This is a genomic window from Segatella baroniae DSM 16972 = JCM 13447 (genome assembly GCF_000426585.1).
GTDB classification, from domain to species: Bacteria; Bacteroidota; Bacteroidia; order Bacteroidales; family Bacteroidaceae; genus Prevotella; species Prevotella baroniae.
The window spans coordinates 74,442-89,094 of sequence record NZ_AUFQ01000014.1 but is presented as its reverse complement, the minus strand read 5'-3'; the positions used below and the strand labels follow the sequence as shown (position 1 = coordinate 89,094).

Annotated in this window: 19 protein-coding genes; all 19 read left to right on the top strand. The window is 51.3% G+C overall.

Annotation, left to right across the window (positions count from 1 at the left end):
* A partial coding sequence (locus tag K334_RS15030) for a filamentous hemagglutinin (RefSeq protein WP_161625385.1) occupies positions 1 to 3,921 on the top strand: 3,921 nt, incomplete at its 5' end.
* A 544-nt stretch (positions 3,922 to 4,465) separates the two neighbouring features.
* On the top strand, positions 4,466 to 4,780 hold the full coding sequence (locus K334_RS0109760) for a DUF3467 domain-containing protein (RefSeq protein ID WP_021589334.1): 315 nt from the start codon (positions 4,466 to 4,468) through the stop codon (positions 4,778 to 4,780).
* 224 nt (positions 4,781 to 5,004) lie between these two features.
* Complete coding sequence (gene rpsL / locus K334_RS0109755; protein ID WP_025881971.1) at positions 5,005 to 5,388, top strand: 30S ribosomal protein S12; 384 nt, start codon at positions 5,005 to 5,007, stop codon at positions 5,386 to 5,388.
* A 183-nt stretch (positions 5,389 to 5,571) separates the two neighbouring features.
* Positions 5,572 to 6,048 (top strand): 30S ribosomal protein S7, encoded by a 477-nt coding sequence (rpsG, locus tag K334_RS0109750; protein ID WP_021589343.1) that lies wholly within the window; start codon positions 5,572 to 5,574, stop codon positions 6,046 to 6,048.
* A gap of 22 nt (positions 6,049 to 6,070) precedes the next feature.
* Entirely contained in the window at positions 6,071 to 8,185 is a 2,115-nt protein-coding gene (gene fusA / locus K334_RS0109745; protein ID WP_021589351.1) for an elongation factor G, read from the top strand.
* Between the two features lie 99 nt (positions 8,186 to 8,284).
* Positions 8,285 to 8,590 carry a 30S ribosomal protein S10 gene (gene rpsJ, locus K334_RS0109740; RefSeq protein ID WP_006283658.1) on the top strand — a complete coding sequence of 102 codons (306 nt, stop codon included), beginning with the start codon at positions 8,285 to 8,287 and terminating at the stop codon, positions 8,588 to 8,590.
* A gap of 42 nt (positions 8,591 to 8,632) precedes the next feature.
* Entirely contained in the window at positions 8,633 to 9,247 is a 615-nt protein-coding gene (gene rplC / locus K334_RS0109735) for a 50S ribosomal protein L3 (protein ID WP_025881985.1), read from the top strand.
* Positions 9,247 to 9,876: a 50S ribosomal protein L4 gene (gene rplD, locus K334_RS0109730; protein ID WP_025881987.1), complete on the top strand. Its 630-nt coding sequence runs from the start codon at positions 9,247 to 9,249 to the stop codon at positions 9,874 to 9,876. Before rplC ends, rplD begins: the two co-directional genes overlap by 1 nt.
* 15 nt (positions 9,877 to 9,891) lie before the next feature.
* Positions 9,892 to 10,185 (top strand): 50S ribosomal protein L23, encoded by a 294-nt coding sequence (rplW, locus tag K334_RS0109725; RefSeq protein ID WP_021589317.1) that lies wholly within the window; start codon positions 9,892 to 9,894, stop codon positions 10,183 to 10,185.
* A 7-nt stretch (positions 10,186 to 10,192) separates the two neighbouring features.
* A complete protein-coding gene (rplB, locus tag K334_RS0109720; protein WP_021589355.1) occupies positions 10,193 to 11,020 on the top strand; it encodes a 50S ribosomal protein L2 in 828 nt (275 codons plus the stop codon).
* A 13-nt stretch (positions 11,021 to 11,033) separates the two neighbouring features.
* Positions 11,034 to 11,303, top strand: coding sequence for a 30S ribosomal protein S19 (rpsS, locus tag K334_RS0109715; protein ID WP_021589326.1), 270 nt, complete (start codon positions 11,034 to 11,036; stop codon positions 11,301 to 11,303).
* A gap of 34 nt (positions 11,304 to 11,337) precedes the next feature.
* The gene (gene rplV / locus K334_RS0109710) at positions 11,338 to 11,742 is read left to right on the top strand and encodes a 50S ribosomal protein L22 (protein ID WP_021589321.1); all 405 of its coding nucleotides are present in this window, start codon (positions 11,338 to 11,340) and stop codon (positions 11,740 to 11,742) included.
* Between the two features lie 8 nt (positions 11,743 to 11,750).
* Complete coding sequence (gene rpsC / locus K334_RS0109705; protein WP_021589354.1) at positions 11,751 to 12,482, top strand: 30S ribosomal protein S3; 732 nt, start codon at positions 11,751 to 11,753, stop codon at positions 12,480 to 12,482.
* A 16-nt stretch (positions 12,483 to 12,498) separates the two neighbouring features.
* Positions 12,499 to 12,927: a 50S ribosomal protein L16 gene (gene rplP, locus K334_RS0109700; RefSeq protein ID WP_021589320.1), complete on the top strand. Its 429-nt coding sequence runs from the start codon at positions 12,499 to 12,501 to the stop codon at positions 12,925 to 12,927.
* 2 nt (positions 12,928 to 12,929) lie between these two features.
* A complete protein-coding gene (gene rpmC, locus K334_RS0109695; protein ID WP_025881994.1) occupies positions 12,930 to 13,124 on the top strand; it encodes a 50S ribosomal protein L29 in 195 nt (64 codons plus the stop codon).
* Between the two features lie 2 nt (positions 13,125 to 13,126).
* On the top strand, positions 13,127 to 13,393 hold the full coding sequence (gene rpsQ, locus K334_RS0109690) for a 30S ribosomal protein S17 (RefSeq protein WP_081658077.1): 267 nt from the start codon (positions 13,127 to 13,129) through the stop codon (positions 13,391 to 13,393).
* A gap of 2 nt (positions 13,394 to 13,395) precedes the next feature.
* The gene (gene rplN, locus K334_RS0109685) at positions 13,396 to 13,761 is read left to right on the top strand and encodes a 50S ribosomal protein L14 (protein ID WP_004369535.1); all 366 of its coding nucleotides are present in this window, start codon (positions 13,396 to 13,398) and stop codon (positions 13,759 to 13,761) included.
* 19 nt (positions 13,762 to 13,780) lie between these two features.
* Positions 13,781 to 14,098 carry a 50S ribosomal protein L24 gene (gene rplX / locus K334_RS0109680; RefSeq protein ID WP_021589315.1) on the top strand — a complete coding sequence of 106 codons (318 nt, stop codon included), beginning with the start codon at positions 13,781 to 13,783 and terminating at the stop codon, positions 14,096 to 14,098.
* On the top strand, positions 14,098 to 14,652 hold the full coding sequence (rplE, locus tag K334_RS0109675; protein WP_021589318.1) for a 50S ribosomal protein L5: 555 nt from the start codon (positions 14,098 to 14,100) through the stop codon (positions 14,650 to 14,652). The genes rplX and rplE overlap by 1 nt, the downstream gene beginning before the upstream one ends.
* Position 14,653: the final 1 nt, after the last annotated feature.

Here is a 14,653-nt window from a genome sequence, read left to right as displayed (position 1 = left end):
GCCGAGCAGCTCCGGAACGGCGAGGTGGCCTATCTGCTTCAGAACAAGCGCACGGAAAACGTCTGGGGCCAGAACCTCGGCAGCGACGACGAGCCCCTGCTCACCGCCGACGGCGCGAAGCGGGTCTATAAGGTGGATTTCACCTTCAACAGCCAGGTGCGCGCCACGCGCTACGCCACGCGCAACAAGGCCATCTACGGCTCCATGCCCACCGTGCAGGAAATTCTGGGCACGGGCTACAACCCACAGCATTATTACTCGGGACTGACCTTTGCCGACAATTTCAGCGGCTCCACCAGCGTGACCGCCGACAAGCAGGTGGCAGTAAGCTTCACCCACAAGGTAGTCTGCGAAATCGCCTCGAAGGCTGACTGGAAGGCGTTCCGCGACCTCGTCAACGGCGGACAGACCAAGCTCAACGCCAAGATGACAGCGGACGTCGACCTCGGCTCCGACATTTGGCAGGTGGGCAATCATTACGCCGGCACGTTCGACGGACAGGGACATACGCTGAAAATCAACTGGAATGACACATCAGGCTGGTTAGCCCCCTTCTACACTGTGGACGGCGCCACCATCAAGAACCTGCGCACCGAAGGAGAGATTAAGTCAAGCTCGTACTTCTTGTCAGGATTGGTTCAAAGCGCCTATGGCAACACCACCATCTCGGGCTGCGTCAGCGCGGTGAACATCACGAGCACCTATGGCAATGCCTCATGCGACGCGGCGGGCATGGTTGAATGCGTAAGGGATAATGCCAATGTTACCATCACCGACTGCGTTGTCAAGGGCAAGATCAACGCCACGACAGAGAAAGGCAAGGAAAGCATCGGCGGATTTGTACATCTTCTGTATGGTAAGTGCACCCTGAACAACTGCCTCTACGCCGGCGAGAACAATGGAACCAGATGGTCAAGGACCTTCGCCCCCTACTCTGGCTCAACCCTCAACAACTGCTACTACCTCAACCCCTGCGGCGATAAGCAGGGCACGCAGGTAACGAAGGAGCAGCTCAAGAGCGGCGAGGTGGCTTATCTGCTTCAGAACAAGCGCACGGAAAACATCTGGGGACAGTTGCTCGGCACGAACGACGAGCCGCAGCTCACCGACAAAGCCGAGAAGCACGTCTGCAAGGTGGACTTCAGCTACAACGACCAGGTGAAAGCCACGCGCTACGCCACCAACGGCAAGGGTATCCACGGCGGCATGCCCACCTTTACCGCAAAGGACCTCATGGGTAGCAGCTACAACGAGCACCATTTTTATACCATCGCCTTTGGCGGCGACTTCAACGGCTCAACCACCGTCAACGCCGACCGGACCGTGGCAGTGCTCTTCAACCATAAGGAAGCCTACGAGATAGCCTCGAAGGACAACTGGAAGACGTTCTGCGCCCTCGTGGACGGCGGACAGGCCGGCCTCGACGCCAAGATGACGGCGGACGTCGACCTCGGCTCGGACATCGTGATGGTGGGCGTGACCAGAAACTATTCCGGCACGTTCGACGGAGGGGAACATACGCTGAAGATCAACTGGAATAGCGTTTCAGCCAGACAATTAGCACCTTTCCAGAATGTGAAGGGCGCAACCATCCGCAACCTGCGCACCGAAGGGTATATCAAGTCGAACACTTATGGGTTGTCCGGATTGATTTATTCCGTGGATGGCGCAACCACCATCTCGGGCTGCGTCAGCAATGTGGATCTCACGAGCAGCTATGATAAAAATGCCGGATGCGACGCTTCGGGCATGGTTCACCATGTAACCAGCGGTGCCAGTGTTGAGTTCACCGACTGCCTCGTCAAGGGAAAGTTCCACGCCACGACCGACAATGGCAAGAAAGGCATGGGCGGATTTGTATATGGTCAGTATGGCACCTGCAAGCTGACCAACTGCCTCTACGCCGGCACAAACAACGCCACTGAAAGAAGCAACACCTTTGCCGACAAAGCCACCCTCACCAACTGCTACTTCCTCAACGCCTGCGGCAATGAGCAGGGCGAGAAGATAACCGAGGAGCAGCTCAAGAACGGCTACGTGGCCTACAAGTTGCAGAACGGCAGAGACACGCAGTTCTGGGGACAGACGCTCGGCACCGACAACGAGCCGCGGCTCATCGCCTTCGACAACTCGGCAAAGAAAGTATATCAGGTGGCATTCACCTACAACAACGAGGTAAAAGCCGCGCGCTACGCCAACAAGGGTGGCACCGTCAGTCTGCCCACCTTGCAGGAAGCCCTCGGCAACAGCTACAACCCACACCATTACTACACCGGACTGACCTTTGCCGACGGCTTCAACGCCTCCACCACCGTAACAGCCGACAAGCAGGTGGCTGTCAGCATCACCGAAAAAGACTGCTACGAAATCGCCTCGAAGGAAGACTGGAAGGCGTTCCGCGAACTTGTGAACGACGGACAGACCGGCGTCGACGCCAAGCTGACGCAGGATGTCGACCTCGGCGAGGAAATCCTGATGCTGGGCTATTACTTGCCCAACATTTACGAAGGCACGTTCGACGGACAGGGCCACACGCTCTCTTACAACTGGACTACCCCGGACGACGAAAGAGCCCCTTTCAAGAACGTGAAGGACGCCACCATCAGGAACCTGCGCATCAAGGGCAGCATCACGCTGACCTTAAAAAAACCGGACGACCCACAGTCGCGCGGTAGTCAGGCGGCAGGATTAATTAATTACGCGTATGGCAACACCACCGTTTCGGGCTGCGTCATCGACGTGGACCTCAAGGGGAGCAGCTCATTGGCAGGCATACTTCAATGGCCGGATGACACTGCCCATATCACCATTAACGACTGCTTAGTCAAGGGAAACTTCCACGCCACGTCCGACCTGAATGGCGGTACATATAGAACTATATCCGGATTTATAGCTCATAGGCACAAAGATGCCGCCTGCACGCTGAACAACTGCCTCTACCTCGGCACCAACAACGCCCTCGACCACGACAAAACTAGCCACACCTTCTGCTCGGAAAGTGAGCTGAACGAGGGCACCGGCTTTACGCGCATCACCAACTGCTACTACCTGAACGCCTGCGGCAAGGTACAGGGCGACAGGGTAACCGCCGAGCAACTCAAGAACGGCCACGTGGCGAAGCTCCTGCAAGGCAATCGCACCGACCAATGCCACTGGGCACAGCCGTTGGGCGAGACGCCGGGCCCCTACCGCGAGACCGGCAAGGCAGAGACCAACTACGTTTATTATGATACGGCGAACAGTCGCTGGGCGTGTGACGACTTCCGCCTCACCGACGGCCAGTCGCTGCCCATCGGGCTCGACTTCATCGCCGCCAGGGCGACCTACGAGCGCACGTTCGCCGCAAGCGGAAAGGCCACCATCTGCCTGCCCTACGAGCTGCCCGCCAACGGCTTCAAGGCCTACACCCTCTCGGGCGGCGACAACAGCGCAGTCCATTTCGCGGATGCGAAGGATAAGCTCGAAGCCTACAAGCCTTACCTGATTACTGCCGACGGTGTGCCACAGCTCGGCGGCGAGAACATACAGGTGAAAGCCTACAAGGCCGACGTCCTGAAGCAGACCGCCGCAGGCACAGGCCACAGCTTCACGGGCACGGTAGCCGGCTTGGACAACGCCGCTGCCGCCGCCGCCAACGCCTACATCCTGCAAGACGACGGCAAGTTCCACAAGGTGACGACGGACTATCCCACCGCCACGGTTCCCGCCTATCATGCCTATGTCGTTTGTCCGAAGACCTCAGGCGCCAAGCAGCTCTCCATCATCATCGACGGCGAGACCACCGGCCTGCGCGCCATTGAGACCACCGACCAGGACGGCACCATGCGCTACTACGACCTACAGGGGCGTTACATCGGTACTACGCTCCAAGGTCAGCCCAAGGGTATCTACATCGGTAACGGTAAAAAGATCGTGCATTGACGCATGTAGGGGGATGTGATTCATCACGCCCCCTACAACGAACAACCATTAAAACCATCAACAACAATGAAAAAGATATATGTCACCCCCCCAGCACCCAAGTAGTTAGACTTGAATTGACAAGCAGCATTCTGGCCGGTTCGACCTCGGTGAAAATCAGTGACGATCCCGCAACGGAACCGGCATGCGCTAAAAAAGGGTTCTTTGATGATGATGAAAGTTTGGAAGAGTAGCCCGTGGACTTGCAGATACTGATTGTCGGCTTCTGTTAAATCACTCATTGAAAATCAAGTAAAATGTAAAATGTTTATGTAGAAAAGCTTCGTGAGAAGCCAGACTTGACAGAGGGCCAAAGCGTTGGCCCTTCTTTTTTTGTTATGGAGCCATGTCGGATTTTGGGAAAAAATTGTTGGTCGGTTAAAAACTTGCAATCCATTTGCTTTTTTCTCCTTTTTCCTTTACCTTTGCTGTGCAATGTCCGCCCAATGAGGGCCGGCCATTGGCTGTCGTTACAACATTATACCGTAAAAACTATTAATCAGACATGGAAGAGATCCACCAAGCACCTGAAATCAATCTTGAAATAAAGCCCGAAGTGGCTGTCGGGAAGTACAGCAACCTGGCACTCATCAGCCATTCCCACAGCGACTTCGTCCTCGATTTCGCCACCATCCTGCCCGGCATGCCGAAGCCCGAGGTCGGCAGCCGCATCATCATGGCCCCGGAGCACGCCAAGCGGTTGGCCGCCGCCCTGCAGCAGAACCTCATGAAATATGAACAGGAGTTCGGCAAGATTGACTTGGGCATACAGGAAGAACGCATCGTGGCGCCGTTCGGCAACGGCGGCGCGCAGGCGTGACGTTGCAATTGCTGCTCCTGTGTAGTTCTTCTGCCTATTTCAAAGGTTGAAGAATGATTATATTGTGTTAAATAACGTATTCGTTTGTTTGTTTGTTGTAATATTAGTTAGGTGGTTTGAAAAAAACTTCCTACCTTTGCAGCCCGAAATGGGGGGTATTATACCCGTTTTTGTAATTCTCTGATTATAAACAAAATAAATATATAAATCTTAAAAGTAAAATTATGCCTACAATTCAACAATTGGTAAGAAAAGGCAGAAGGGTTTTGGTAGACAAGAGCAAGTCGCCGGCGTTGGACTCATGTCCTCAGCGTCGTGGCGTCTGCGTTCGTGTCTATACGACAACTCCCAAGAAGCCTAATTCGGCAATGCGTAAGGTTGCCCGTGTTCGTTTGACAAACCAGAAGGAAGTCAACTCCTACATCCCGGGAGAAGGCCACAACCTGCAGGAGCACTCGATCGTTTTGGTTCGTGGTGGTCGTGTAAAGGACCTTCCCGGTGTGCGCTATCACATCGTTCGTGGTACGTTGGATACCGCCGGTGTTGCCAACCGTACACAGCGCCGCTCCAAGTATGGTGCCAAGCGTCCAAAGGCAGCCAAGAAGTAATTTGGCTGAGAGCTGAGAGCCGAGAGCCACAAGGCTGAGGGCTGGGAGCTCTACATTTTTTTTATTTTTTAGTTGTTTTGCTGGAGAATTGTTAACACAGGTTGAGTAAATGTCCGGGAGCGGACGTTGAAGACAAGACATTATTACAGCCTCCGCAGACTACAAATTTTTTTATTTTCAATAATGAGAAAAGCAAAACCAAAGAAGCGTGTGATCCTTCCGGATCCCGTCTTCAACGACCAGAAGGTCTCGAAGTTCGTGAATCACTTGATGTATGATGGCAAGAAGACCATCTCTTATCAGATTTTCTACAATGCCCTTGACGCCGTGAAAGTCAAGATGTCGAAGGAAGAGAAGTCGCCCCTCGAAATCTGGAAGCAGGCTTTGGACAACATCACTCCGCAGGTGGAGGTGAAGAGCCGTCGTATCGGTGGCGCCACTTTCCAGGTGCCGACCGAAATCCGTCCGGAGCGCAAGGAGAGCATTTCTATGAAGAATCTTATCGCTTTTGCCCGCAAGCGCAGTGGCAAATCGATGGCAGACAAGCTTGCCGCTGAGATCATGGACGCCTACAACAGCCAGGGTGGAGCGTTCAAGCGTAAGGAAGATATGCACCGTATGGCCGAGGCTAACCGTGCATTCGCTCATTTTAGATTCTAAAAAAGAAAGGTAACAAAAGAAAATGGCAAATCGCGATTTACATTTGACTCGTAATATCGGTATCATGGCGCACATCGATGCCGGTAAGACAACAACTTCTGAGCGTATTCTGTTCTATACGGGCAAGACTCACAAGATTGGTGAGGTGCATGATGGTTCCGCCACCATGGACTGGATGGCCCAGGAGCAGGAGCGAGGTATTACGATTACGTCGGCCGCAACCACCTGCAACTGGAACTACAAGGGTAATTCCTATAAGATCAACCTGATCGACACCCCGGGGCACGTGGACTTCACTGCCGAGGTGGAGCGTTCGCTGCGTGTGCTCGATGGAGCCGTCGCTACATATTCTGCCGCCGATGGCGTTCAGCCTCAGTCGGAAACCGTATGGCGTCAGGCTGACAAATACAATGTCCCCCGCATCGGTTATGTCAACAAGATGGACCGCTCGGGTGCGGACTTCTTCGAGACTGTGCAGCAGATGAGGGATATCTTGGGTGCCAACCCGTGCCCTGTCCAGATTCCCATCGGCGCGGAAGAGAACTTCAAAGGCGTCGTGGACCTGATCAAGATGAAGGCCATCCTGTGGCATGACGAAACCATGGGCGCGGAATATGACATCGAGGACATCCCCGCCGACCTCGTTGATGAGGCGAACGAGTGGAGGGACAAGATGGTTGAGAGCGCAGCCAATTTCGACGACGAGTTGATGGAGTTGTATCTTGAAGGAAAGGATATTCCGGAAGAAATGCTGATTGCGGCCATCCGCAAGGGTACCATTGCCATGGAGCTGACTCCGATGACATTGGGTTCTTCCTATAAGAACAAGGGCGTTCAGCCTTTGCTCGACTATGTATGCGCATTCCTGCCCTCTCCGCTGGATACGGAGGCCATCGTCGGTACGAATCCCGATACAGATGAGGAGGAAGACCGCAAGCCTTCGGAGGAAGCGCCTACGGCAGCTCTTGCGTTCAAGATTGCCACAGACCCGTTCATGGGTCGACTGGTGTTCTTCCGCGTCTACTCGGGTAAGATTGCCGCCGGTTCTTACGTTTACAACCCGCGTTCGGGTAAGAAGGAACGCATCAGCCGTCTGTTCCAGATGAACTCAAAGCAGGAGATTCCCATGGACTCGATCGACGCCGGCGACATCGGCGCAGGTGTGGGCTTCAAGGATATCCGCACGGGTGACACGCTTTGCGACGAAGCCCATCCCATCGTGCTCGAATCCATGACCTTCCCCGACACCGTGATTTCCATCGCAGTGGAACCGAAGAGCCAGGCCGACATCACGAAGCTGGACAACGGACTCGCAAAGTTGGCCGAGGAAGACCCGACATTCACCGTGCGTACCGACGAGCAGAGCGGACAGACCATCATCTCCGGTATGGGTGAGTTGCACTTGGATATCATCATCGACCGTCTGAAGCGTGAGTTCAAGGTGGAATGTAACCAGGGCAAGCCCCAGGTGAACTACAAGGAAGCCATCATGGGTACAGCCCAGAGCCGCGAAACCTACAAGAAGCAGTCCGGAGGTCGTGGTAAGTTCGCTTGCATCGACGTGACCATCGGTCCAAAGGATGAAGATTACACGGAAGGCGACTTGCAGTTCGTCAACGAGGTCAAGGGTGGCAACGTGCCCAAGGAATTCATTCCGTCAGTGCAGAAGGGCTTCCAGGATTGCCTGAAGAACGGTGTGCTCGGCGGCTTCCCGATGACCGGCATGAAGGTGACGCTGACCGATGGTAGCTTCCACCCCGTAGACTCCGACCAGTTGTCTTTCGAGTTGGTTGCCCATCAGGCGTTCAGGGTTCTTTGCCCGAAGGCCAAGCCTGTATTGATGGAGCCCATCATGAAGGTGGAGGTCGTTACTCCAGAAGAGAACATGGGTGACGTCATCGGTGACTTGAACAAGCGCCGCGGCATGGTGCAAGGTATGGAAGAGGCCCGAAGCGGCGCCCGTATCGTCAAAGCCATGGTTCCCTTGGCTGAAATGTTCGGTTATGTGACGGCCCTCCGTACAATCACTTCCGGACGTGCCACCAGCACGATGGAATACGACCACCATGAGCCGTTGTCTTCCAGCATAGCCAAAGCTGTATTGGAGGAAGTGAAAGGCCATGCCGATCTCGTATAATCGTTGAAAACCAACCGGAAAAGAGACATTGTTTAGCGAATGACTCTTAAACAATGTTTCTCTTTTCTTATATAATAAATTTAATTACACTAATATTTTATGAGTCAGAAAATCAGAATCAAGCTGAAGTCTTACGACCATCAGCTGGTTGACAAGTCAGCCGAAAAGATTGTAAAGGCTGTGAAGGCTACGGGTGCCATCGTCAGCGGCCCCATTCCATTGCCCACCCACAAGCGTATCTTTACTGTAAACCGTAGTACTTTCGTTAACAAGAAGTCGCGCGAGCAGTTCCAGCTCTCCGACTTCAAGCGTCTCATCGACATCTACAGCTCTACCGCCAAGACCGTTGACGCGCTGATGAAACTGGAATTGCCTTCAGGCGTAGAAGTGGAAATCAAGGTTTAATGAATTGAATAGCGGATTTTTAAATTTATAAATTATATTGAAATGCCAGGATTAATTGGAAGAAAAATCGGAATGACATCCGTTTTCAGTGCCGACGGCAAGAATGTGCCGTGCACTGTTATCGAAGCAGGTCCTTGTGTTGTAACCCAAGTCAAGACAGTAGAAAAAGACGGTTACAAGGCCCTTCAGCTGGGTTTCGGTGAGGCGAAGGAGAAGCGTACTTCAAAGCCTCTGATGGGAACCTTCAAGAAGGCAGGCACAACACCTAAAAAGCACTTGGCCGAGTTCAAGTTTGATGAGGAATACAACCTCGGAGACACGATTACGGTGGACATCTTCAGAGACAGCAAGTTTGTCGACGTGGTGGGTACATCCAAAGGTAAAGGTTTCCAGGGCGTTATCAAGCGTCATGGATTCGGTGGAGTAGGACAGTCTACCCACGGACAGGATGACCGTGCCCGCAAACCAGGTTCCATCGGTGCCTGCTCTTATCCTGCAAAGGTGTTCAAGGGCATGCGCATGGCCGGCCAAATGGGAGGTGACAGAGTCACCACTCAGAATCTTCAGGTGTTAAAGGTAATTCCAGAACAGAATCTTCTCATCGTAAAGGGTTCTTTCGCTGGATGCAAAGGTTCAACTGTTTTAATTGAGAAATAATGGAAGTTAGTGTTTTGAATATCAACGGTCAGGAGACCGGCAGAAAGGTAACCCTGAATGAGGCTATCTTTGGAATAGAGCCTAACGATCACGTCCTCTGGCTCGATGTAAAACAGTATCTGGCAGCACAGCGTCAGGGTACTGCGAAGACGAAGGAGAGAAGCGAAGTGAGCGGCTCCACACGCAAGCTCGGTCGTCAGAAGGGCGGCGGTGGCGCACGTCGAGGCGACATCAATTCTCCGGTGCTCGTCGGCGGTGGTCGCGTGTTCGGCCCCAAGCCACGCAACTATGACTTCAAATTGAACAAGAAAGTCAAGGTGTTGGCTCGCAAGTCGGCCCTTTCCTACAAGGCTCAGGACAACGGCATTGTTGTTGTCGAAGATTTTACATTGGAAGCTCCGAAGACGAAAGATTTTATAAATATCACTAAAAATCTTAAAGTCGAAGGCAAGAAGATTCTCGTCCTTTTGCCAGAAGCAAATAAAAACGTATATTTGTCCGCTCGTAACTTACAGGGTGCTGAAGTTATGCCCGCATCTACACTCAATACTTACAAAGTCTTGAATGCAGATGTTCTTGTCATAGCAGAAAGTTCATTGAAGGCAATCGAAACTGTCTTAATCAAATAAAAGGAGAAATTAGATATGGGATTTATCATCAAACCTCTGGTCACTGAGAAGATGACCAAAATTACAGAAAAGAGGCCAAACCGTTATGGCTTTATCGTTCGTCCTGAGGCTAACAAACTCCAGATTAAGAAAGAGGTCGAGGGTCTGTATAATGTTACAGTTGAAGAAGTGAACACACTTCGCTACGCCGGCAAGCGTTCAAGCCGCTACACCAAGACGGGTCTCGTGAGGGGACGGAGAAATGCGTTCAAGAAAGCCGTCGTGACCATCAAGGATGGCGAAACAATTGATTTTTACAGCAATATTTAAATAAAAAATGGCAGTACGTAAATTAAAACCGGTAACTCCGGGACAAAGACACAAGATTATTGGCACGTTCGAGGATATTACTGCATCCGTGCCAGAAAAGTCTCTCGTTTACGGTAAGCGTTCTACCGGTGGTCGAAACAACACCGGTAAGATGACCGTTCGCTACATTGGCGGTGGTCACAAGAAGAAGTATCGTCTGATCGACTTCAAGCGAGAGAAAGATGGTGTTCCAGCTGTAGTGAAGACAATCGAGTACGACCCGAACAGGTCTGCCCGCATTGCCCTGCTTTTCTACGCTGATGGTGAAAAACGTTACATTATTGCTCCTAACGGACTGCAAGTAGGCACTACATTGATGTCGGGTGCAGAAGCTGCCCCTGAAGTCGGTAATGCACTTCCTTTGGCAAACATTCCTGTCGGTACTGTAATTCACAACATTGAATTGCGTCCGGGGCAGGGTGCTTTGCTCGTTCGTTCGGCTGGTAATTTTGCTCAGTTGACTTCTCGTGAAGGTAGCTATTGTGTAATCAAGCTTCCTTCCGGTGAGACTCGTAAGATTCTCTCTGCTTGTAAGGCTACTGTTGGTAGTGTGGGTAACTCCGACCATGCTCTGGAACAGTCTGGTAAGGCTGGTCGCTCCCGCTGGTTGGGTCGCCGTCCTCACAACCGTGGTGTTGTCATGAACCCTGTCGATCACCCGATGGGTGGTGGTGAAGGCCGTCAGTCCGGTGGACATCCGCGTTCACGCAAGGGCCTGTACGCCAAGGGTCTCAAGACACGCGCACCGAAGAAGCTTTCCAACAAGTATATTATCGAAAGAGCTAACAAGAAATAATAAAGAGTAAATTATGAGTCGTTCACTTAAAAAAGGTCCATATATCAACGTTTCTCTTGAGAAGAAGGTTCTTGCCATGAACGAAAGTGGCAAGAAGAATGTTGTCAAGACATGGGCCAGAGCATCAATGATATCCCCGGACTTTGTGGGACACACTGTTGCAGTTCATAACGGAAACAAATTTATCCCTGTTTACATTACCGAGAACATGGTAGGCCATAAGCTCGGCGAGTTTGCGCCTACACGTCGCTTCGGCGGTCACTCCGGTAACAACAAGAGGTAAGCGGGTTTAAACCATCTAAAATTAAGAATTGATAATGGGAGCAAGAAAACATATCGCTGCTGAAAAATTAAAGGAAGCACGCAAAAACCAGTACTTCGCCAAGCTCAAGGGTGTTCCTTCCTCGCCACGCAAAATGCGCTACGTCGTAGACATGATTCGTGGCCTTGAGGTGAACCGCGCCCTCGGAGTACTCAGGTTCTCGAAAAAGCAGGCTGCTGTAGATGTTGAGAAACTTCTGCGTTCGGCCGTTGCCAACTGGGAAACAAAAAACGACCGTAAGGCAGAAGACGGAGAGCTCTATATAAGCAGAGTCTTTGTTGACGAAGGTGTTACAATGAAACGTATGAGACCGGCACCGCAGGGCCGTGGTTACAGAATCCGCAAGCGTTCCAACCACGTGACTCTCTTTGTTGATGCCAAAACTAACGACGAAAAATAATAGATAGAATGGGACAGAAAGTTAATCCAATAGCAAACCGACTTGGAATCATCCGTGGTTGGGATTCAAATTGGTTCGGTGGCAAGGACTTCGGAGACAACATCGTAGAGGATCGTGAAATCCGCAAGTATCTGAACGAGCGCTTGGCTAAGGCAAGTGTTTCTCGTATTGTCATTGAGCGCACGCTGAAGCTCGTCACCATCACTATTTGCACAGCCCGTCCGGGTATCGTTATCGGTAAAGGTGGTCAAGACGTTGACAAATTGAAAGAAGAGTTGAAAAAACTCTACAACAAGGACATTCAGATCAATATCTTCGAAGTGAAGAAGCCTGAACTTGACGCTAATATTGTAGGAAACAACATCGCTCGTCAGGTGGAAGGCAAGATTTCGTATCGCCGCGCCATCAAGATGGCTGTTCAGAATACGATGCGCGCAGGTGCCGAAGGTATCAAGGTCCAGATTACCGGTCGTCTGAATGGTGCGGAAATGGCTCGCAAGGAAATGTTCAAGGAGGGACGCACCCCGCTGCATACGTTCCGTGCGGACATCGATTACTGTCAGGCAGAAGCCCTCACCAAGGTAGGTCTGCTGGGCATCAAGGTTTGGATTTGCCGTGGTGAAGTCTACGGCAAGCGAGACTTGACACCTAACTTTGCTCAGGAGAAACAGAATGGTGGCCGTTCTAACAATGGTGGCCGTAGCGGCCGCGGTAATCGCAAGAGAAACAATAACCGTTAAAAAGTAAGAAGCTATCATGTTACAGCCAAAAAGAGTAAAATATAGAAGACCTCAGGATGGGCGCGGCAGGAAAGGCAATGCCCAGCGAGGAACACAGTTGGCTTTCGGTTCGTTCGGTATCAAGACGCTTGAGGCCAAATGGATTGACAGCCGCCAGATAGAAGCTGCCCGTGTGGCAGTGAATCGCTACATGAACCGTGAGGGTCAGGTATGGATTCGTATATTCCCGGACAAGCCCATCACCCGCAAGCCTGCCGATGTTCGTATGGGTAAGGGTAAGGGTGACCCCGCAGGATGGGTCGCTCCCGTTACACCGGGACGTGTCCTCTTTGAAGTGGAAGGTGTAAGTTTCGATATCGCAAAGGAGGCGCTCCGTCTCGCAGCACAGAAACTGCCGGTAAAGACAAAGTTTGTTGTAAGACGTGATTTCGATAAAAACGCTTAGTTATGAAGAGTAAAGAAATAAAAGAACTCGAAACCAAGGATTTGGTAGAGAAGTTGGAGTTGATTCAGGAAAAGCTCACACGGATGAAGCTGAACCACGCCATCGCTCCGCTTGAGAATCCATCTCAGATTAAGGCCACTCGTCGTGACATCGCCCGAATGAAAACCGAACTTCGTCAGAGAGAACTTAACAAATAATAATGGTCCAGATGGAAACAAGAAATTTAAGAAAAGTAAGACAGGGTGTTGTCGTCAGCAACAAAATGGATAAAACCATTGTTATTGCAGCTAAGTTCAAGGAGAAGCACCCTATTTATGGTAAGTTTGTTCAGAAAACAAAGAAATACCATGCGCATGATGAAAAGAACGAAGCCAACATGGGCGACACCGTTCTCATTATGGAAACCCGTCCTTTGTCGAAGACGAAACGATGGAGATTAGTTCAAATTGTTGAAAAGGCTAAGTAATTATGATACAAGCAGAATCAAGACTTACAGTATGTGATAACAGCGGCGCGCGCGAGGCTCTTTGCATTCGTGTCCTGGGTGGTACCGGCCGCCGTTATGCAAGTGTTGGTGACGTCATTGTCGTTTCTGTCAAGAATGTCATCCCCTCAAGTGATTTGAAAAAAGGTGCGGTATCTAAAGCTTTGATTGTACGTACAAAGAAGGAGATTCGTCGGGCAGACGGCTCATACATCCGGTTTGACGACAATGCTTGCGTACTGCTCAACAACGCAGGTGAGCTTCGCGGCAGCCGTATCTTCGGCCCGGTGGCTCGTGAGCTCCGTGCAGTGAACATGAAGGTCGTTTCTTTGGCACCTGAGGTTCTTTAATCATTTAATTTTAAAAGTAATGAGTAAATTACATATAAGGAAAAACGATACAGTGGTTGTCCTTTCGGGTGGCGATAAGGGCAAGACTGGTAAGGTGCTCAAGGTGTTGGTTGAAAAGAACCGTGCCATCGTCGAAGGCGTGAACATCGTCTCAAAGAGCATGAAGCCATCAGCCAAGAATCCTCAGGGAGGATTCGTCAAGCAGGAGGCTTCCATCCATATTTCTAACTTGAGTTTAATTGACCCGAAGAGCGGCAAGCCCACTCGCGTAGCCATCAAGCACGAGGGCAAGAACGTTGTTCGTATCTCTAAAAAATCCGGGGAGGTGATTAAGTAATGGAAACAGCACAGTTAAAGAAGCAATATAAAGAGGTGATTGCACCTGCTTTGCAGAAACAATTCAACTACTCTTCAGCTATGCAGACTCCTGTACTGCAGAAGATTGTCATCAACCAGGGATTGGGCGACGCTACACAAGACAAGAAGATTATCGATGTCGCAGTCAACGAAATCACGACCATTACGGGTCAGAAGGCCGTTGCCACCTACTCCAAGAAAGACATCGCAAACTTCAAGCTTCGTAAGAAAATGCCAATCGGCGTGATGGTGACGCTGCGTCGTGAGCGCATGTATGAATTCCTGGAGAAGCTCGTGCGCGTGGCTTTGCCCCGTATCCGCGACTTCAAGGGTATCCAGAGCAAGTTCGACGGTCGTGGCAACTACACGTTGGGTATCACGGAGCAGATCATCTTCCCTGAAATCAACATCGACGAGATTGACCGCATCCAAGGTATGAACATCACTTTCGTGACGACAGCCAAGACTGACGAAGAAGGTTATGCTCTCCTCAAGGGATTCGGCCTTCCTTTCAAGAACGCTAAAAACGATTAAG